This is a genomic window from Nocardia noduli (genome assembly GCF_019038455.1).
GTDB lineage: Bacteria > Actinomycetota > Actinomycetes > Mycobacteriales > Mycobacteriaceae > Nocardia > Nocardia noduli.
Genome location: NZ_JAFMPL010000046.1, coordinates 1 through 19,747, shown reverse-complemented (window position 1 = coordinate 19,747; position 19,747 = coordinate 1). Strand labels below are relative to the sequence as shown.

Annotated in this window: 19 protein-coding genes; 12 read left to right on the top strand and 7 right to left on the bottom strand. The window is 65.0% G+C overall.

The window, feature by feature from the left end:
- The first annotated feature begins 2 nt into the window (after nucleotides 1-2).
- Nucleotides 3-1,019 (top strand): LLM class F420-dependent oxidoreductase, encoded by a 1,017-nt coding sequence (locus tag JZ792_RS22965; RefSeq protein WP_216913237.1) that lies wholly within the window; start codon nucleotides 3-5, stop codon nucleotides 1,017-1,019.
- A gap of 117 nt (nucleotides 1,020-1,136) precedes the next feature.
- On the opposite strand, the gene JZ792_RS22960 is transcribed toward JZ792_RS22965, so the two are convergent.
- Entirely contained in the window at nucleotides 1,137-1,949 is an 813-nt protein-coding gene (locus JZ792_RS22960) for an enoyl-CoA hydratase-related protein (protein ID WP_216913195.1), read from the bottom strand.
- Between the two features lie 83 nt (nucleotides 1,950-2,032).
- On the opposite strand from JZ792_RS22960, the gene JZ792_RS22955 reads away from it, so the two are divergent.
- The 10 genes from JZ792_RS22955 (at nucleotide 2,033) to JZ792_RS22910 (ending at nucleotide 11,268) form a co-directional block, all read left to right on the top strand.
- Nucleotides 2,033-3,256 carry a CaiB/BaiF CoA transferase family protein gene (locus JZ792_RS22955; RefSeq protein ID WP_216913193.1) on the top strand — a complete coding sequence of 408 codons (1,224 nt, stop codon included), beginning with the start codon at nucleotides 2,033-2,035 and terminating at the stop codon, nucleotides 3,254-3,256.
- Nucleotides 3,257-3,286: 30 nt separating this feature from the next.
- Complete coding sequence (locus JZ792_RS22950) at nucleotides 3,287-4,483, top strand: acyl-CoA dehydrogenase family protein (protein ID WP_216913191.1); 1,197 nt, start codon at nucleotides 3,287-3,289, stop codon at nucleotides 4,481-4,483.
- 81 nt (nucleotides 4,484-4,564) lie between these two features.
- The gene (locus JZ792_RS22945) at nucleotides 4,565-5,728 is read left to right on the top strand and encodes an acyl-CoA dehydrogenase family protein (RefSeq protein ID WP_216913189.1); all 1,164 of its coding nucleotides are present in this window, start codon (nucleotides 4,565-4,567) and stop codon (nucleotides 5,726-5,728) included.
- A gap of 27 nt (nucleotides 5,729-5,755) precedes the next feature.
- Entirely contained in the window at nucleotides 5,756-6,502 is a 747-nt protein-coding gene (gene fabG, locus JZ792_RS22940) for a 3-oxoacyl-ACP reductase FabG (protein ID WP_216913187.1), read from the top strand.
- A gap of 163 nt (nucleotides 6,503-6,665) precedes the next feature.
- Nucleotides 6,666-7,307: a TetR/AcrR family transcriptional regulator gene (locus JZ792_RS22935; RefSeq protein WP_216913185.1), complete on the top strand. Its 642-nt coding sequence runs from the start codon at nucleotides 6,666-6,668 to the stop codon at nucleotides 7,305-7,307.
- A gap of 63 nt (nucleotides 7,308-7,370) precedes the next feature.
- Entirely contained in the window at nucleotides 7,371-8,147 is a 777-nt protein-coding gene (locus JZ792_RS22930) for an enoyl-CoA hydratase/isomerase family protein (RefSeq protein WP_216913183.1), read from the top strand.
- The gene (locus JZ792_RS22925) at nucleotides 8,140-8,547 is read left to right on the top strand and encodes a nuclear transport factor 2 family protein (RefSeq protein ID WP_216913181.1); all 408 of its coding nucleotides are present in this window, start codon (nucleotides 8,140-8,142) and stop codon (nucleotides 8,545-8,547) included. The genes JZ792_RS22930 and JZ792_RS22925 overlap by 8 nt, the downstream gene beginning before the upstream one ends.
- Nucleotides 8,548-8,568: 21 nt before the next feature.
- A complete protein-coding gene (locus JZ792_RS22920) occupies nucleotides 8,569-9,780 on the top strand; it encodes an acetyl-CoA C-acetyltransferase (protein ID WP_216913179.1) in 1,212 nt (403 codons plus the stop codon).
- A 254-nt stretch (nucleotides 9,781-10,034) separates the two neighbouring features.
- Entirely contained in the window at nucleotides 10,035-10,406 is a 372-nt protein-coding gene (locus JZ792_RS22915) for an ArsR/SmtB family transcription factor (protein ID WP_216913177.1), read from the top strand.
- Nucleotides 10,407-10,464: 58 nt separating this feature from the next.
- Nucleotides 10,465-11,268: an enoyl-CoA hydratase/isomerase family protein gene (locus tag JZ792_RS22910; RefSeq protein WP_308165409.1), complete on the top strand. Its 804-nt coding sequence runs from the start codon at nucleotides 10,465-10,467 to the stop codon at nucleotides 11,266-11,268.
- An 88-nt stretch (nucleotides 11,269-11,356) separates the two neighbouring features.
- On the opposite strand, the gene JZ792_RS22905 is transcribed toward JZ792_RS22910, so the two are convergent.
- The 3 genes from JZ792_RS22905 to JZ792_RS22895 all read right to left on the bottom strand — a co-directional run bounded on the left by JZ792_RS22905 (nucleotide 11,357) and on the right by JZ792_RS22895 (nucleotide 14,960).
- Complete coding sequence (locus JZ792_RS22905) at nucleotides 11,357-12,079, bottom strand: ABC transporter ATP-binding protein (protein ID WP_216913173.1); 723 nt, start codon at nucleotides 12,077-12,079, stop codon at nucleotides 11,357-11,359.
- Nucleotides 12,076-12,870, bottom strand: coding sequence for an ABC transporter ATP-binding protein (locus JZ792_RS22900; protein ID WP_254190193.1), 795 nt, complete (start codon nucleotides 12,868-12,870; stop codon nucleotides 12,076-12,078). The genes JZ792_RS22905 and JZ792_RS22900 overlap by 4 nt, the downstream gene beginning before the upstream one ends.
- A 71-nt stretch (nucleotides 12,871-12,941) precedes the next feature.
- Nucleotides 12,942-14,960, bottom strand: coding sequence for an ABC transporter permease (locus tag JZ792_RS22895; RefSeq protein WP_216913169.1), 2,019 nt, complete (start codon nucleotides 14,958-14,960; stop codon nucleotides 12,942-12,944).
- Between the two features lie 342 nt (nucleotides 14,961-15,302).
- Here JZ792_RS22895 and JZ792_RS22890 point away from each other — a divergent pair, with 342 nt between their 5' ends.
- Nucleotides 15,303-16,508: an ABC transporter substrate-binding protein gene (locus JZ792_RS22890; protein WP_254190192.1), complete on the top strand. Its 1,206-nt coding sequence runs from the start codon at nucleotides 15,303-15,305 to the stop codon at nucleotides 16,506-16,508.
- Nucleotides 16,509-16,585: 77 nt separating this feature from the next.
- On the opposite strand, the gene JZ792_RS22885 is transcribed toward JZ792_RS22890, so the two are convergent.
- From JZ792_RS22885 to JZ792_RS22875, 3 genes are all read right to left on the bottom strand, one after another.
- Nucleotides 16,586-16,903 (bottom strand): helix-turn-helix domain-containing protein, encoded by a 318-nt coding sequence (locus JZ792_RS22885; protein ID WP_254190198.1) that lies wholly within the window; start codon nucleotides 16,901-16,903, stop codon nucleotides 16,586-16,588.
- A gap of 226 nt (nucleotides 16,904-17,129) precedes the next feature.
- Entirely contained in the window at nucleotides 17,130-17,573 is a 444-nt protein-coding gene (locus JZ792_RS22880; protein ID WP_216913165.1) for a nuclear transport factor 2 family protein, read from the bottom strand.
- A 55-nt stretch (nucleotides 17,574-17,628) separates the two neighbouring features.
- Entirely contained in the window at nucleotides 17,629-19,284 is a 1,656-nt protein-coding gene (locus tag JZ792_RS22875; RefSeq protein ID WP_216913163.1) for a class I adenylate-forming enzyme family protein, read from the bottom strand.
- Nucleotides 19,285-19,747 lie beyond the last annotated feature (463 nt).

The following is a 19,747-nucleotide window of genomic DNA, read 5'->3' as shown; positions in this document are numbered from 1 at the left end:
TCATGCTCCCGTCGAGTACCGATGTCGACGAGGCAGCGCAGCTCGCACGCACTTACGAGGACGCGGGAGTGGATATCCTCGCCGTCCCCGAGGCGTACGGAGTCGACGCGATCAGTTGGCTAGGCTACCTCGCCGCGATCACCGATCGCGTCGAGTTGATGGCACAGGTTCTGCCCATCTTCTCGCGCACCCCCGCCCTGACCGCGATGACAGCGGCGGGGCTCGATCGGGTGTCCAAGGGACGGTTCACTCTCGGGCTCGGTGTCAGCGGCCCCCAGGTCGTCGAAGGCTGGCACGGGGTCGTCTACGACGCGCCGCTCGGTCGGACCCGCGACGTGATCGAGATCTGCCGCAAGGTCTGGCGCCGGGAACGTCTGCAACACGACGGGGCCCGCTACCGCATCCCACTGCAGGGCGGCACCGGACTCGGGAAGCCCCTCAAGATCGTCGACGCGCCCCTGCGTTCCCGGATCCCGCTGTATGTGGCCGCGCTCGGCCCGGCCAACACCGAGCTGGCAGCGGAGTTGGCCGAGGGCTGGGTGCCGTTCCTGTACATCCCGGAGCGCGCCGACGCCGTATGGGGTGAGCCGATGGCACGAGGAGCGGCGAAACGCTCGACTGAACTCGGTCGGCTCGAGATCGTTGCGGGTGGCCCGATGGCCGTCGGGTCCGACGTCGTCCACAAGCGCGAACTCGATCGAGATCACCTGGCGCTCTACGTCGGGGGAATGGGCGCCCGGGACAAGAACTTCTACAACACCGTTGTCCGCAAATACGGTTTCGAAGCGGAAGCGCGTGAGGTTCAGGACCTGTACCTGGCCGGTCATCGTGAAGAAGCGGCGGCGAAGTTGCCCGATGCGCTGCTGGAGGGAACATCGTTGATCGGTGACAAGAGTTATCTGAAAGATCGGCTCGCCGCCTACCGAGAGCACGGGGTGACTGTCATCCAGGTGCAGCCGGTGGGCGACGACCCCGTGCGCGATATCCGACTCTTCCGCGAGATCCTCGACGATTGCTAGTCGATCACCGAGCGGAATCGTGAAACCGGTGCCCGGCAGCGAATCGGCCGGGCACCTCCTCGGTGCGATCCGCTCCCTGTCGATACGACAGCGGCCGGACAGCTGATCGCGTGGATATCAGCCGCGCCCGGACAGAATCTGATCGATGGCGGCGCGATGTTGCGGGGTTTCCAGTAGCCGGACATGCCAGTGCACTTCGGCGTCCGCGGCGGTGGCGAGATCGGCGCGGTTCGCCACCGCGATGTTGCTCTTGATCGCCTCCAGCGCCGGCCGCGAGCGTTCGGTGAGCGCCTCGACGCGCTTCCGCACACCCGTGGTGAAGTCGCCGTCGGCGAACACGGCGTTCACCAGGCCGAGATCGACCCCCCGCCGCGAGGAGATCGGCTCGGCGAAGTACAGCAACTCCTGGGCGCGCGATCGACCGACGAGTCTGTTCAGCAGCCAGGTCGCGCCGAAATCTCCGGCCAGTCCCACCGCCGAGAATCCTGGACGGAGTTCAGCGGATTCGGTGGAATACCGCAGGTCGCAGGCGAGGGCGAGTGCCATGCCCGCTCCGACGGCATGTCCGTTGAGTGCCGCGACTGTCGGTTTGGGAAAGTCCCACAGGCGCACCGAGGTGGCGCGTTGGCTCGAGATCTGCCGTGCGATTCGGCCGTCACGATCATCGACGGGGCCGAATATGCTCTCCCCGCGCGCCAATGTCTTGATGTCGCCGCCCGCGCAGAATCCTCGGCCGGAACCGGTCAGCACCACGACGTGGACGCGGTCGTTCTCGGCGGCCCTGTCCAAGGCTTCCGCGAGCATGTCCAGCATCTCGAGTGACAGCGCGTTGCGCTGGGCGGGCCGATTCAAGGTGAGCGTCAGGACACCGGAATCCATCGATTCGAGTAGTGGTGCCGACTCCGGCACCTCACCTGTGTTATCTGTCACCGCCGCCTCCAAGTTTTGACATTGACGTCGAGATTATAGTTTGCCACCATGGTGGTCAATGCCGAATGGACACGGGAGGTTGTATGCGCACGGGTGCGGACAGCGGGGACGATCCTCGCGCTGCGGCGCCGTTGGCCGGTACTGTCGTCGTCTCGTTCGAGCAAGCTGTCGCGGCTCCCTATTGCACCCGGCTTCTCGCTGATCTGGGCGCGCGCGTCATCAAGGTCGAGCGCCCTCGTACCGGCGACTTCGCTCGTGACTACGACAGCGAGGCGAACGGGATGGCAACGCATTTCGTCTGGCTGAATCGCAACAAGGAGTCGATCGTGGTCGACTTCAAGGCGGCGCGGGAGAAGGTCGTGCTCGAGGCGCTGCTGGATCGCGCCGATGTCGTGGTGCAGAATCTCGCACCCGGTGTGGCACGAGGTCTCGGTATCGACGCGGGGACCGTGGTGGCCGCGCGGCCCTCGGTCGTCGCGGTCGACATCTCGGGTTACGGCACCGGCGGACCGCTCGACAATCGGCGGGCCTACGACCTGCTGGTCCAGGCCGAGGCCGGTTCGTGTGCCATGACGGGAACCGCTGACGCACCTGCGAAACCCGGGATTCCGATCGCGGATGTGGGAGCGGGCCTACAGGCGGCGGTGGCGATTCTCGCGGCACTCAACGCGCGGAACAGGTCGGGCAGAGGTACCGCGATCCAGGTGAGCCTGTTCGATTCGGTAACCGACCTCCTGGGATTCGGGCTACTGCACGCGGCCTACACCGGCACCGAACGCCCGCCCAACGGTTTGAGTTCGCCGGTCGTATCCCCCTACGGAGCCTACCCGACTCGTGACGGGCGAACCGTGGTCCTTGGAACCACCAATGATTCTGAATGGCAACGACTCTCGGCCCTGCTCGATCGGCCCGACCTGGCCGCCGCCCCCGAGTTCGCCTCCAACCCCCAGCGGTGCGAGCGTCGCGCGGAACTCGACGCGGCGATCACCGCCTGGACCCGGACACTGGATCTCGACGAGATCTGCGCACGTGCCGACGCCGCGGGTATCGGCAACTCGGAATTCCAGCGGGTCAGCGACGTCGTCGACCATCCGCAGCTCGTCGAGCGCGGAAGGTGGCGCGAGGTCGACTCACCGGTGGGACCGCTGAGATCGCTGCTGCCAGCCTTCGTCGGAGCCGGATGGCCCGACCTGTTGAACCCGGTACCCGCCCTGGGCGAGCACACCGCGGCAATTCTGGCCGAATGCGGGCTGAGCGACGAGAGTTCGTCCGCCGGAGCCGCAAACGTTTCGCCCGTGGACGCGTAGAGCGCCACCCGGGCTGCACTGGAGGAAAAAATGCCCAAACTCTGTGCGACAGAGGGACTGACCGATGTCCAGCAGGACATCCTGAAAGCAGTGCGGACCTTCGTCGGTGAGCAGATCCTGCCGGTCGCCACCGAACTCGAACACGCGGACGAATACCCGACCGAGATCGTCGAACAGATGAAGAAGCTGGGAATATTCGGACTCACCATTCCGGAGGAGTTCGGTGGCCTCGGGGAATCGCTGCTCACCTACGCGCTCGTGGTCGAGGAAATATCGCGTGGCTGGATGAGCGTGAGCGGCATCATCAATACCCATTTCATCGTCGCGTATCTGTTGCTGCAGCATGGCACCGAAGAACAGAAACGGCACTATCTGCCGCGGATGGCGACCGGTGAGGTTCGAGGCGCGTTCTCGATGTCCGAACCGGAGCTCGGTTCCGATGTGAGTGCCATCAAAACCACTGCGACGCCGCGAGACGGTGGCTACAGCATCAGCGGGCAGAAGATGTGGGTGACCAACGGCGGTTCGGCCAATTTGGTCGCCGTACTGGTGCGGACCCCCGAGGGCCACGACAAGCCACACCGCAACCTGACGACATTTCTGGTCGAGAAGGAATCGGGTTTCGGAGAGACCGCACAGGGCGTCACCGTTCCCGGCAAGATCGAGAAAATGGGCTATAAGGGCGTCGACACCACGGAGCTCTTGTTCGACGACCACCGAATCGGCGCTGAACAGATTCTCGGGGGTGTGCCGGGACAGGGCTTTTACCAGATGATGGACGGAGTCGAAGTCGGGCGGGTGAATGTCGCCGCCCGCGCGGTCGGTGTCGCCACGCGTGCTTTCGAACTCGGAATCTCCTACGCTCAGCAGCGCCGGACCTTCGGAAAGAAGATCGCCGAACATCAGGCGATTCTGTTCCGCCTCGCCGAGATGGGTACGAAGGTCGAGGCCGCGCATCAAATGGTCGTGCGCGCCGCCCGTATCAAGGACTCGGGCAATCGCAACGATCTCGAGGCCGGCATGGCGAAATACCTCGCTTCCGAGTACTGCCGCGATGTGGTCGAAGATTCGTTCCGTATCCACGGGGGATACGGATTCGCCAAAGAGTTCGAGATCGAGCGCTTGTACCGCGAAGCGCCGATGCTGCTCATCGGTGAAGGCACTGCCGACATACAACGCATGATCGTGGGTCGGCGTCTTCTCGAGGACTACGCGCTGCCCGGCTGAGCAATAAGGAACCCGTGTTCGCCCGAGCCGTGAATCCGGGCCGCAGATCGTCCTCCGTACAAAGAAAGTGACGGCATTCCCATGTCGGAAGTGAGCTCCGAAGACTTCGCCCCGATCCTGGCGCAGGTGCGTCAGTTCGTCCGGACCCGGGTCGTTCCTCGTGAACAGGAAATCCTCGACACCGACGCGGTGCCTGCCGATATTCGCAAGCAAGTCGCCGAGATGGGTTTGTTCGGTTACGCGATCCCACAGGAATGGGGCGGGCTCGGCCTCGATCTGACGCAGGACGTCGAACTCGCCATGGAATTCGGCTACACCTCGCTCGCGTTGCGGTCGATGTTCGGCACCAACAACGGAATCGCGGGCCAGGTTCTGGTCAATTACGGCACCGACGAGCAGAAGCAACGATGGTTGGAGTCGATCGCCTCGGGCGATGTGGTCGCGTCGTTCGCGCTGACCGAACCGGGCGCGGGCTCGAACCCGGCGGGACTGCGCACCAGGGCGGTGCGCGACGGTTCCGACTGGGTGATCGACGGTCAGAAGCGGTTCATCACCAACGCCCCGTGGGCCGACCTGTTCGTCGTGTTCGCGCGTACGCGGCCTGCCGATGATTCCGGCCCCGGCATCGCGGTATTCCTGGTGCCCGCCGAGAGCGCGGGCCTCGAGGTCGGCCCGAAGGACAAGAAGATGGGGCAGGAGGGAGCCTGGACCGCGGATGTCACCTTCAACGGGGTCCGGGTGCCCGCGGCCGCACTTGTCGGAGGAAGCGAAGATGTCGGCTACCGCGCGGCGATGAGCTCACTCGCGCGCGGACGGGTGCACATCGCCGCGCTCGCGGTCGGATCGGCGCAACGCGCGCTCGACGAATCCGTCGCCTACGCGGCGTCGGCCGAACAGGGTGGGACGCCGATCGGCGATTTCCAGTTGGTGCAGGCGATGATCGCCGACCAGCAGACCGGCGTCATGGCTGGGCGCGCTCTCGTTCGTGATGCCGCCGCCCGATATGTCAGCGGCAATGACCGTCGGATCGCCCCGTCCGTGGCGAAGCTCTTCTGCACCGAAATGGTCGGCAACGTCGCCGATCTCGCGGTCCAGATCCACGGCGGTACCGGCTATATGCGTGACGTGCCGGTCGAGCGAATCTACCGCGAGGTACGCCTGCTGCGGCTGTACGAGGGCACGAGCGAGATTCAACGGCTGATCATCGGCGGTGGACTGGTGCGTGCCGAACAGAAATCCAAGTGACAGTTATTCCTCTGAATGGAGTTCGACATGACCCGACCACTGCTGGCCGACCGCACCGTGGTGATCACCGGTGCGGCGCAGGGAATCGGCTATGCGATAGCCGAACTGTTCGTGAGCGAGGGCGCGCGCGTCGTCCTCGGTGATCTGGACGGCGACCTCGCCGCCGTCGCCGCCGAGAAGCTCGGCGGCGCTGCAACAGCACTCGGCGTGGCCTGTAACGTCACCGAGTCCGCGGACGTCGACGCGCTTCTGTCGGCGGCCGTCGATACGTTCGGGTCTCTCGATGTCGTGATCAACAACGCGGGCATCACGCGAGACGCGACGATGCGCACGATGACCGAGGAGCACTTCGACCAGGTGATCTCCGTGCATTTGAAGGGAACCTGGAACGGAACCCGCAAGGCCGCGGCGATCATGCGCGAGGCCAAGTCCGGCTCGATCGTGAACGTGTCGTCGATCTCGGGCAAGGTGGGGATGGCCGGACAGACCAACTACTCCGCCGCGAAGGCGGGCATCGTCGGGATGACCAAGGCAGCGGCCAAGGAGATGGCCCACCACGGCGTTCGGGTCAACGCGATTCAACCCGGGCTGATCCGGACTGCGATGACCGAGGCGATGCCGGAGCGGATCTGGGAAGAGAAGTTGGCCGGTATTCCGATGCAGCGCGCGGGCGAACCCGCTGAAATCGCTTCTGTGGCACTGTTCCTGGCCTCCGATCTGTCGTCGTACATGACCGGGACCGTGCTCGAGGTCACCGGTGGCCGCTTCATGTGAGTCCTCGGCGTCCGCCTTCATCGACGCCGATCCGCGCCTCGCATCGCGAATGTGATCGACGCCGGGAAGACACATGTCGCGGGTTGTGGCGATATGCGGCGCAGTCGCTACGCTGCGGTTCGGCGGTCTCTGGATGAGCCCACGCCGGAGAGGAGAAGTTTCGATGGATGCCGTGCCGCGTTCCGCGAAGGGCCGTCGTACTCGTGCTCGCTTGCTGGAGGCGGGTAAAGGCGTGTTCGAGCGAGACGGGTTCCTGCAAGCCCGGATCACCGATATCGCGAATGAGGCCGAGGTATCGCACGGTGCGTTCTACCACTACTTCGACTCCAAGGAATCGCTGTTCCGTCAGATCGCCGAGGAGGTCGAGGTTCGCCTCGTGTCCATGGACGACATCACCCACGAGAGCGATCACAAGGGCGGTGCCGTCGAGCGGATCCGCGCGGCGAACCGCTCGTATCTGTTGGCCTACCGTCGAGAGGCCAAGATCATGCGGGTGATCGAAGAGGTCAGCCGCTACGACCGAGACGTGCGAGCGGTGCGGACCAAACGCGACGACTACCTGGGGCTCCGCCTCGAATCGGCGATCGCTCGCCTGCAAGCGGACGGATCCGCGGATCCGCGGATCGACAAACGTTACGCGGCGATGGCCCTGGGTGGGATGGTCGCCCGGTTCGCCGAAACGATGTTCGTTGGCGGTGCTTCATACGACCTCGACGAGGCCGTCGAGCAATTGACATTGCTCTGGGCCAATTCCCTCGGTATCGACTCGGGCGATCCACGGTCCGATCGTCCGCACGCCGAGTAAAGTTTTGTAATTGACGTCGACCAATATTTTCTGGCAGTCTGACAACGGTACGAGGAGGTGCCCATGCCCGCAGGTGATGTCCTGCTCATCGAACAAGACGACGATGGTGTCGCGCTTGTCACCCTGAACCGGCCCGACGCGTTGAACGCGGCGAACGAAGAGTTGCACGTCGCGGTTTCCGCGGTGTGGGGTGAACTCGCCGCCCGGCCCGGTCTGCGCGCGGTCGTCCTCACCGGGGCGGGCAAGGCGTTCTCCGCCGGTGGGGATCTGCCCCTGCTCGACCGGATGACCCGGGATCTCGAACTGCGCGCGCGGATCATGTCCGAAGCCGCGACTCTGGTGCGCGATCTGACGAGCTTTCCGGTACCGGTCGTTTCGGCCGTCAACGGACCCGCTGTCGGACTCGGTTGCAGCCTCGCCTCGCTGTCCGATCTGGTCGTCATGGAGCAGGACGCCTACTTCGCGGACCCGCACGTGATGCTCGGACTCGTGGCCGGTGACGGCGGTGCGCTGACGTGGCCGCTGAACATGGGCCTGCAACGTGCCAAGGAATGGCTGCTGCTCGGCGGTCGGATGTCGGCGGAACAGGCGTTGTCGTACGGTCTGGCGAACCGTGTCGTCGGCCCCGGCGAAGCTGTCGCCGAGGCGCGCAAACTGGCGAGGAAACTGATCGCGCTGCCCCCGCAGGCCGTGCGGGAGACCCGCAGGGTGCTCAATCAGCCGCTGATCGCGCGGATCGAGACGGCCCTGGACGACATTCTCGCCGCCGAGACCCGATCCTTCGACGAGCCCGCGTTCCGGGCCAATCTCGCAGGCATGATGAGCCGTGGCCGTGGCTGAGGCCGCGCTCACGGCCGAGGACCGTCGAGCTATCGATGACCTGCTGTCGGCGTACGCTCTGCGGCTCGACGTCGACGATATCGATGGCGCCTCGGCGCTGTTCGCCGAGGACGGCGAATTCGAGACCTACGGCCATGTGTTCGCCGGTCGCGCTCGAATTCTGCGGATGTTCGCCTCAGCGCCCAAGGGATTGCACCTGGCCGGGAGATCGACGGTGACGCCGAGTGCCGACGGCGCCGACGCGCGGATGCAGTTGGTCTTCTTCCCCGCCGACTCGGCTCCCCGTCGGCTCGCGGTCTACGACGTTCGCGTCGCCCGATCCGGCGACGGGGACTGGGTGATACGACGGATGGAATGCCGATTCATGAATGGCGAGGGGATCCTGGCCACCGAGCCATGACCCGACGAAAGAAGTGAACACATGCGTGATGCGGTGATCTGTGAGCCACTGCGGACCCCGGTGGGCCGCTACGGTGGCATGTTCAAGGACGTGCCCGCCGCGGACCTCGCCAGCTCGGTGCTGCGCGAACTGGTGCGCCGCACCGGGATCGACGGGGCCGATGTCGACGATGTCCTGTTCGGCCAGTGCTATCCGAACGGTGAGGCGCCCGGTATCGGGCGGGTCGCCGCACTCGACGCGGGGTTGCCGGTGACGGTTCCCGGTCTGCAACTCGATCGCCGATGTGGTTCGGGCCTCCAAGCGGTTATCGACGCCGCTATGAGAATCCAGACCGGCATCTGTGATCTGGTCGTCGCGGGCGGCGCGGAGAGTATGAGCCAGGCCGAGCACTACGCGCTGGGGCTGCGCTTCGGCCTACGCGGGAATTCGACCCAGCTCGCCGATCGGATCGGTCGCGGCAGAGTCACCGCGGGCGGCAAATATTATCCTGTGCCCGGTGGAATGCTCGAGACCGCGGAGAACCTGCGCAGGGAGTACTCGGTGAGTCGGCAAGCGCAGGACGAGCTCGCGGTGATCTCGCACCGCCGTGCGATCGCCGCTCAGGAGTCCGGTCGATTCGCCGGTGAGATCGTGCCGATCACGGTGTCGACCCGTAAAGGCGAGGTCGTGCTGGATCGGGACGAGCATCCGCGCCCCGATGTCTCGGTCGAATCCTTGGCCGCGCTGAAACCGGTGCTGCTGAAGGCGGACGCGGAATCCACGGTCACCGCGGGCAATTCGAGTGGTCAGAACGACGGCGCCGCCGCGTGTATCGTCACCACGCGTGACAAGGCGGAGCAACTCGGACTTCGGCCGCTCGCTCGCCTGGTGACCTGGGCTGTCGCCGGTGTCGAGCCGTCGCGCATGGGCATCGGCCCGGTGCCCGCCACCGCGGCGGCCCTGGCGCGTGCGGATCTGCGGCTCGAGGACATCGACCTGATCGAACTCAACGAGGCCTTCGCGGCTCAGGTCCTCGCGTGCACCGCGGCATGGAAGCTCACCGACAGCGATTTCGACCGGGTCAACGTCAACGGCTCGGGAATCTCGCTGGGTCATCCGGTCGGCGCGACCGGCGTCCGCATCCTGGCCACAGTTCTTCGCGAGCTGGAACGGCGCCAGCAGCGCTACGCGCTGGAGACGATGTGCATCGGCGGCGGTCAGGGGCTGACGGCGATCTTCGAGCGGATCGCCTGACGATCAGCGTTCTGCCGCACGACAGCGGCCGCGCCAGCGTTCGTGCGACACCCATCGTGGGTGTCGCACGGACCACAAATTTATGCATATTTGCCAATATATCGAAATAAATCGGGAGCGGGCTGTACATTCAACTGCGATCCACAGTCACTGAGGGTCCTCGCGCCGGGTGAACGGCGGCAAGCGATTCACTTCGTTGCCGTCCGGAACCGCGGAAGGGCGAGTAGGCGGCGGTGGAGTGGAGGAGGATGGGTATGGTTCGCGACGTGACCATGGTCGCCGACGCCTTCAAGGCGTTGGGAGATCCGATCCGATGGGACATCGTCCAGCAGATGGTCGGTGGGATCGAGGTCGCGGCCAGCACGCTCGAAGATCTTCTCCCGGTTGCCAAGCCGACAATTTCCTACCACGTCAAGATACTGACGCAGGCGGGTCTCATCGATGTACACAAGCAGGGGCGCAACCACTCCTATTCGCTTCGTGGCGACGTATTGGCAGAAATCCTGGCCGGTCTCGCGGCTTTGGTGCCGGAGCTGCGATTGGTGGACGCTTCCTCCGAGACCGCCGTTGCCGATTCGGCCGACCGTGAGGGCATCGCCTCCGTGACCGAGCTCCTGACGTGGTAGAAGTGTCCCATCTCCGAATGCATCGCTGAACGTCGCTGCTACTCACGACCAGGAAGGGATGGGGATGTCGGCGAAGTCGCGCGACCCGGTGGTCCTCACGCGACCGGCACCCGGTGTGTGCCTACTGACGCTGAATCGCCCCGGGGTCAGGAACGTGATGACCACAGAACTCACCGAAGCCTGGGACGCCGCACTCGATGATGTCGCAGCGGACGGCGAGGTCCGCGTACTCGTCGTGACCGGCGAGGGAAGTTCGTTCTGTTCGGGCGCGGATCTGTCGTGGCTCGACCAAGGGTCGCCGGAGGACCTCACGATCGACCGCCTGCGCGGGCGGATGCTGCCGTTCTACCGGAGTTGGCTACGACCTCGTGACCTCTCGATCCCCACTCTCGCCGCGGTCAACGGCCCGGCGATCGGGGCAGGCGTATGTCTGGCCCTGGCCTGTGATGTCCGCTTCGCCGGGCCCGCCGCACGATTCAGTACACCGTTCGCTCATCGTGGCACGCACAGCGGCATGGGGGCGACCTGGCTGCTTCCCGAGGCGATCGGTGTGAGCCGCGCACGCGACCTGCTCTACACCGGTAGAGAGGTGGGACCGGATATCGCTCTCGAGTGGGGCTTGGTCACCGAGCTGGCCGAGGACGTACTGGCCCGCACGCTGACGGTCGCCGCCGAGATCGCCCAGGCCGGGCCGATCGCGCTGCGCCTGACCAAGGCGGGTCTCGCGCAATCGTTCACAGGTCTGGAGCAAGCTCTGCAGTGGGAAGCCCTGGCGCAGCCGGTCACTATGACAACGGCGGATATCCACGAGGGGATATTGGCGTTCCGTGAGAACAGATTGCCGCGTTTTCGCGGTCACTGAGCGCGAGTATCGGCGGACCAGCGCAGCGCCACCGCTCCCCGCGGAAGGGGGGGAGCGGTGGCACGATGGCAGTCCCTCCACGGGTCCCCTATGCGGCCGTCGCCGTACCCAGGTACCGGTGCAGGAGTTCATCCCCGGCCTGATCGGCAGGGCCGGACCAGGCCAGGCCGCCTCGCTGCAGGATGAGGCATTGATCGGCGAAGGCGATGGCCCGCCCCGCGAACTGTTCGATCATGATCACCGCCACTCCGGATTCGCGGGCGGCGGCGAGTCCGTCGAAGACGGTATCGACGAGTTTCGGTGCGAGTCCCAGCGACATCTCGTCAGCGATCACGACTTTCGGATTCACCATCAGCGCTCGGGCCAGTGACAGCATCTGCTGTTCGCCGCCCGACAGCGTGCCCGCGACCTGCTTGCGACGTTTTTCCAGGACGGGGAAGAAGGTGTACGCGCGCTCGATGGCCGCGGCCCGATCCGACTTGTCGATGGCCAGAGCCAGCCGCAGATTCTCCTGCACCGTCAGCCGTGGGAAAACCCCTCGTCCTTCCGGCAGGTGAATCATCCCGGCCCGCCGGATCTTGGTCGCCGATGATTCGGTGATGTCGGCGCCGTCGAATTCGACCGTGCCGTCCGCGATCGGGATGAGTCCGGACAGGGAGCGCGCGAGCGTGCTCTTGCCCGCTCCGTTCGGGCCGAGCACGGCGACCGCGCTGTTGGCAGGCACGTCGAACGAGAGGCCGAACAGGGCGTGCGCCGATCCGTACCGGACGGTGAGGTCGCGTACCCGCAACAGCGGTGAAGTCGTACTCAATGGACTGCTCCCTGCTCCTGTGCGATTCCCGCCGTGTGCGATGTCGCGGACTCTTCGATCTCCTCGCCCAGATAGGCCGCTCGGACCGCGGGGTTCGAACGGATCTCGGCCGGTGTTCCCTCGGCGATCTTCACTCCGAAATCCAGGACGTGCACCGAATCGCAGATCCGCAGGACGAGTTCGACATCGTGCTCGACGAACAGCAGCGAGACGCCGTGGTCGGCGACGACCTGTTGCAGCACCTCGGCGAGTTCGGCGGTCTCGCGGATATCGAGACCGGAGGAGGGCTCGTCGAGCAACAGCACCGACGGTTCGACCGCGAGTGCTCGGGCGACCTCGACCAATCGGCAGGATCCCAGAGGCAGATCACCCACGGACCGATGCTGGATAGGACCGAGGCCAAGCGTGTCGACCAGGGCATCGACTCGGTCGTTCTCGGCCGTGTCCGGCCGGCCGAAGCCGCGCCCGGTCAACAGATCGCTCCAGACCCTGCGTTTCGCGTGCTTCACCCGGTCCGCCAGCACTATGTGCTCGCGAACTGTCAGTGACAGAAAGAGTTCCGGGTGCTGGAAGGTCCGCGCCATACCGCGGGCCGCGCGTGCCTGCGCCGACTTTCGCGTCACCTCGACACCGTCCATCAGCACGGTGCCCGCAGTCGGGGGCAACAACCCCGAGAGCACTCCGAACAGAGTGCTCTTGCCCGCCCCGTTCGGGCCGACCAGCCCGACGATCGATTGCGACGGGACCTTCAGACACACATCGTCCAAGGCGACGAGCCCGCCGAAACGCATTGTGATGCCTCGGGCTTCGATACGAGGCGTTGCACCCTGGAAAGCGGGTATCGATACATTCGAATCGGCGCTCATGCCCCTCCTCCGACCTTGATCTCCTCGGACCGGGACTGCTGTGAAACCTCGTTGGCACGTGGCGGATCTGTCTCGGGTGCCGACGATGCGTCGGCGGTGCCGTTGCCTGCTCGTAGTCTCGATATCAGGCCGCCGAGGTCGTGGCCGATCTGGGCGATCGCCCCTTCCGGATTCTTCGCGACGGCGATCGCGCCGAGACCGAAGAGGATGACGGGAACGCGTGCGAAATCCGACGGCAGGTAGGTCGCGAAGATACCGGGCATGAGATAGAACATCAGGCCCGCGACCAGAGCGGCGACGATCGAACGAGAGCCGATGCTCACCAGCACGGCCAGCCACACCAGCCCGAGGAACGGATTGAAGCTGTCGGGCAGTGTCGACTGGAAATTCATCGCGAGGAAGCCACCACCGACCGCGGCCACGAAGGTGGCGAGCGCGGTCAGGACGACCTTGGTCTGTACCACGCTGAGACCGATGGTCCTGGCCCCGTTCTCGCTCCATCGCACGGCGCCGATCGCCAGTCCAGTGGTCGATCGGCGGAGATTGACGATGAGCAGTCCGATGACCAGGAACGTGCCGAGCGCGAGGTAGGCGAAGGTGTCGGGATCGGTCGCGAATTCCGGACGTTCGATATCCACACCGATGCCGTAGGCGTAGATGTCGTCCTGGGTGAAGACCAGTGTCGTGACGAGTAGGCCGAAGCTCAGCGTCACCAGTGCGACGTACAGTTCGCCGAGCCGGATCGTGAGGACGCCGATCAGGATTCCGAGCGGGGTCACGATGAGGGCGGCGGCGACAACGGCGAGCAGGGGCGACCAACCGCGGTTTGTCGCCAACTCGGCGGTGAGTACCGCCCCCAGACCCGCGAAGCTGATCTGGGACAGCCACACCATCCCACCCTCACCAACGACGAGGGTGTACGACAACAGCGCGATGCCGCAGCAGATGCCCGCGGTCACCAAGCCGGTCCAGTAGTCGTTCATGAGCAACGGGAGAGCCGCCACCACAACGATTGTGGTGCCGGCCGCGACGACCCCGGGGCGGAGCCGACGAAGACGGTTTCCGCTGGTCGACACAGATGTGGGGGCGTTGCTCTGAGTGCCGATGGAGCGATCGAGTCCGCCGCCCGCGAGGACGTCGCCCGCCTGGCCACGGAACGCGTGGTAGAGCAAGAACAACAGCATCAACGCGAAGGGGACGCTGGGAATGGCCTTCGCGGCGAAGGAGCTCTCGGGATCGATGAACTTCTGCACGACTCCCGTCGCCACGCCCATGGCGACGGCGACGAGCACGGCGACCGGCAGACTGCGCAAGCGCGCTGCCACGACCGCGGCGAAGGCGGTCGCCATGACACCGGTCATGGATTCCGCCGACAGTCCAGCGGTCGGCGCAACGAGGATTCCCGCCAGTCCGGCCAGCACACCGCTCGCGGCCCAGACACCGACGGACACGCGCCCGGGGCTGATTCCGCTCAGCGACGTCATGGCCTCCGAATCGACGAGCGCGCGGACCTTCAGGCCGACATCGGTGAATCGGAGCACTCCCACCCCCACGACGAGGACGAGAACTAGCCCGAGGTAGGCGACGAGTTGATCGGCGTTGACCACGGCGCCGAAGACGTGGAAGACGTGCAGCGGCCGTGGTGCGAGACCCGGAGCGGTGACGTTCACGAGTTGGCCGAAGATCAGATTGATCAGCGGGGGGAGGGCCACCGAGAGGCCGATCGTCGCGACCAACTTGATCAGCGTCGACCGAAGTCGCAAGTGGCGGAACAGAAGTCCGTAGAGTACGACGCCGAGAGCCGGCGCGAACACTCCGAGCGAGACAAGCGCCGCCGGGAGTAGCGGCCAGCCTTGCTCGGTATCGAGGAAGTAGAAACAGCGCGCTACCGCGAAGGCCATCGCCGCGAAGGCCAGGTTGAAGATTCCTGAGGCGACAAAAGTGATGACCAGGGAACCGGCGGCTATCGCGTAGATGGAGCCGAGCGCGAGACCGGCCAGGACGTACGAGAGCACCAAACCTCCAAAGCTCCGAGGAATTGTCTTGCACAGAACGGTTCCACCGCGTGCCACAGCTGCCGCCAAGTCGGCGGCAGATACTGTGATGAACCTCGAAGTAATTTCTTGAACGTCGAACAGACATAGTTAATGTGACCTAAACCACTGGGGTTGTCAAGTCTCGGCGGCATGTGCGCGCAATCTGCTGCTGTCGACCGGCGAATCTCGAGGAAATATTTCGATACTAGTGACACTTTCGAAGTTTTAAGGCAGTGTGACATGCGGCATACGGCCCCCAGTGGTTCAAGCCACATTGGAGAACGAAGGTTGGTGAGGGGATTGCGAAAGAACGCGGTTCGGATGGCGGGCACGTTGTGCGCCGTCATGCTCGCTGTCGCAGCATGCGGCGGCGGCGATTCCGCGACGGGTGGCTCCGGCGGAGGAGGCGGTCCGATCAAGGTCGGATTGCTGACGACCCTGAGCGGTCCGGCCAGTGCCGGTTTCGTCGGTGCTGAACCGGGCGTCAACGCCCGATTGCAGGCGTACAAGGCCGAGGGCGGCAAATGCTCCGATCGGCAGTTCGAGCTCGTCACCGCCGACGACCAGTCGAGTCCGCAAGGGGCGTTGGCCGGTGCTCAGAAGCTGGTGCAGCAGGACAAGGTATACGGCCTGCTCGAGGTAAGTTCATACTTCTTCGGCGCGGCGAAGTACCTGACGACGTCGGCGAAGGGCACTCCGACGATCGGCGGCGCGTTCGATTCCGCGCCTCAGTGGCTGGATAGCGACAACAACCTCTTCGCCGCGTTGGCGAAGGTGCCCGATTTCAGCAAGACCTACACCACGACCGGTGAATACTGGAAGCGCCTCGGCGTCACCAAGGTCGCCTCGGTCGCCTATGACAACAAGGCGTCGCAGGACGGTATGAACCAGGTTCTGCGGTCCAGCGACGCCGCCGGCCTGCCTCGGGCGTACGTGAACGACACGCTGGCGTTCGGTTCGGCCGACATCGGGGCGATCGTACTCGGTATCAAGAACTCCGGAGCCGACGCACTCTATCTGCCGATCACTCCGGACGTTTCGCTGGCGATCGTCGGCGGCCTCAGGCAAGCTGGTGTCAATCTGAAGAGCATCATCTCGGCGACCGGATACGGTGCGGATCTGCTGGCGTCACCGCCCGCGGTACAGGCAGCGCAGGGTATGACCTTCGTCAGTCAGACACTGCCCGTCGAATCGAATACGCCCGCGACGCAGAAGCTCTCGAATGCGCTGAAGCAGTTCGCCGGGTCACCGTCGGGGGTGCCCACCTTCTCCGAGACCTACGGGTGGTTGTCTGCCGACCTGTTCATCCATGGGCTCGAGGCGGCCGGGTGCGACGCGTCGCAGGCGAGTTTCCTCTCGACTCTGCGCGATGACCGCAATTGGGACGGGGGCGGTCTGCTCGCAGGCAAGGCCGACTTCGTGCAGCTGTCGTCGGACCAGGATTGCGTGTTCCTGGTCGATTTGAAGGGCGACGCATTCGTTCCCGTGCCCAATTGGGCGCCGGGATGCGGCACTCGGATCGGCTAGCGGCGTAATCGTGCTGTGACACCACGTCGTCGTAGGTGGTGGGTCGACCCCACCACCTACGACGACGGCGGTACGCCCTACTTCCGAGTTCGGCTCACACGGTCCGCGCGGCGGTGTTGCTCGATACCGGTGTTGAATCGCTGAAGGTATGTGGCGAAGCGGGCCAGATCGTCGTCTTCCCAGCCCGGCAGGGCATCGCGCAGGGCCGATATCCGTTGTTGACGTTCATGATCGAGGAGGTGCGTGCCGTGCGAGGTGATGCGAAATTTGCGGGCGATCCCGGCGTCGGGTTCCCTGATGCGTTCGACCAGGCCACGGCGCAGCAATGCCGAGGTCTGACGATGAATCGTCGAATTGTTCAGTGCGAACGCCTCGCTCAATTCAGCGATGGACATCGGTCCCCGCATCCGAATCCAGTTCAGTACGAGGTAGCCGCTTCGATCGAGATCGATGCCGTCGCCGAAGCGTTCGATAGCGAGACGATGGCGCGTCAACACCATCGCCTCGAACTCCAGGTGCCGAGTCGATTCGGAACGCACTATCGAACGCCGGTTCTGCCGTGACACGTTGGCGGGCAGTAGCGGATACGCCGAGTGGTAGTTATGCCGTGGCAGTCATACATCACCGGTCGAATGCCCGCGACAGCTCGAGGCCGGGGTCGAGGCCGGGAGTGATAGTCGGTTCATCGTCCACCGGCGTGAAATGACCGGCGCGGTCGATGTACTCGTCGAGGCGCGAGATCAAGCCGTCATCGACGCGGACGACGATGCACACCGGCCACGCCAGGCGAGTGCCCGCGAGGGTTCGCATCGTCATCAGGTGCTGCTGAACATAGCCGGTCGGTGTCGGAGCGCGTCGCACGTCGGTGACCGAACGCTCCGAAGTCCCGGCGATGAGTTTCTCCCAGCCGGCGCGGACGGTGCCGAGGTCGTGCGCGACGCGGTCGAAAGCGTGCCACACTTTCGCGTCGGTGCTCAGGCAGGCGATCGCCGCGTCGACGTCGCCGTTGCCCAGGGCGGTGAAGAGTCGGTCGATCACCGCGCCGTCGGCAGTTTCCTCGAGCATCTTTGCCTCCGCATGATATTTGAATACAGTTTTCTCGCGGACCGTGGCCGGTGGGTCATCGGCTGCTGGGCGCTTCCAGCCGCGGTGCCAGCAGGCTGGCTTTGTCCGCAGCACGGGCCGCGACTTCGCGGCGCTGGATCTTGCCGGATTCGGTGCGGGGGAAGGGTACGTGCCAGAGGACGATCTGCTCGGGTAGTTTCCACTTCGCGAGTCCGGCATCCAGCAATCGGCCGATGATCTCGGAGAATTCGAGTCCGGATGGTGAGACGCAGCGTAGGGCGAGGACGAGCCGCTCACCGGTTTCGGGATCCGGGACGCCGTAGGCGACGGATTCTCCGAGATCGTTGAGGACGCTCGCGGCTTCGTCGATCTCCGCCAGTGAGATCTTCATGCCTTTACGGGCCACGATTTCCTTGAGGCGGCCTTTGATGGTGAGTCGTCCCTCGATGATGTCGGCTTGATCGCCGGTGCGCACCCATTCGTCGTCGAAGGCGTCGGTGTTGTGTGCGGGGTCGAGGTAGCCGAGGAATCGGTGCGGCCCGGATACCAGGAGTTCGTAGTCTTTGTCGTCGCGCACGGCGATGTCGACTCCGGGGAGCGGAAAGCCTTCGTCGGAGCCTGACGCGGGGGCATCTCGTCGGACGGGGCTACAGGTCGAGAACGGCACCTCCGAGGAGCCGTAGACGCGAATCGGGGCGATGCCGCGCGCCACGGCGGCGTCGGTGAGGCGACGCGGAATCGCGGTGCCGCCCAGCGCGATCGAGCGCAGCGGCAGCGTATCGAGCTGACGGTTGTCGCATTCCTTGAACAGCTGCTCGATGATGACCGGCGCTCCGCCGATGATGGTCGCGTCGTGGTCGAGAATGTGCGTCAATGACGCGGCCGGTTCGAACACGTTTTCCAGGACGAGTGTCGCGTGCGCGTGCAGTGCCATCTCCAACTGGATCACACCGGTGATTCCCGCGAGCGGGCTGGACAGGAATGGAATATCGGAGGAGGTGAAATCGAGCGCCTTCGCCATGTTGGCCGCGCCGCTGCGCAGGGTATTGCGGCTGTGTACAACACCCTTCGGGGTTCCGGTCGTGCCGGAGGTGAACAGCACCACGGCCGCCGCGTCGAAATCGAGCAGTGCCGCGTCGTCGGGTTCGCTGGTGGCCGTCGTGAGGGCGGTGGCCGAGAGATCATCGAAGGTGAGGACGGTTCCGTGATCGCGCAGTGCCAGTCGCTCGGCGTCGGCGGCGCCTGCCAGGGTGAGTGGTGGTCGCGCCGCGGTATTGGCATGGCGGACGTCGGAGACGCCGCAGCGCCGGTCGAGCAGGACCGCGACGTGTCCGCTGTAGAGCACCCCGAGATAGGCCGCTACCGCGGCGTTGGTGAGGGGGGCGATGATCAGGACGGGATCGCCCGGTCGCAGCCCGGTGATGCTCAGGCGCGCGCTGATCGATGTGACAATTTCGGCCAGTTGCCGATAGGACCAGGCGCTGCTGTTGTCGATCAGCGCGGTCCGGTCCCCGCCCGCGCGGAGCTCCTGGTAAGGGGCACGGAGGGGCTGGGGCTGGAGCCAGTATCCCTCCCGGCGGTAGCGTTCGGCCGACGCCGCCGACCGCGGCCGAGTCGGCTCCAGCGATGTGCCGGACTGCCTTGCCGTGCTCCGCGAGGACGGCGCTGGGTCGTGCCCGTCGGCGCTGTTCGCGATTGTGCCGAATGTCATTGCCCGATAGTCCTTTACCGAAGTCGATTGTCAGTGGAGGTACGGATTCGGCGGCAGTTGCCGGTATCGGCCGCGACGAATCGAGCGATCGCCGTTCGCGGGTCTGATCCGGCCGACCCGGCTCGGGTCGACACCTGCACTCTGTAACTCCCGCCACGGTTAGTCCAACAACCAGTGCGACAACCAATGGTTATGACCGGAGTCGGGGTGAACTGAACTCTGTGGCCGTCGCGTCGAGTACGCGTTGTCGAGTCACCAACCTCTGTGCTCGACGCATCGCCCGAAGCGCCGTTGCCGCGAGCACCATCGGTGCGGTGAGGGGCCCGATGTCCCGGCTGTCGGCAGAACGTGAATACTGACCCCCGCGTGGCATCTGAAAACTGACCCCCTTGGTCGGTCACCCTGGCTCTCACCGAGTCAGGGAGGACGAAGGGATGCTAGCCGTGGAAGATTGGGCTGAGAT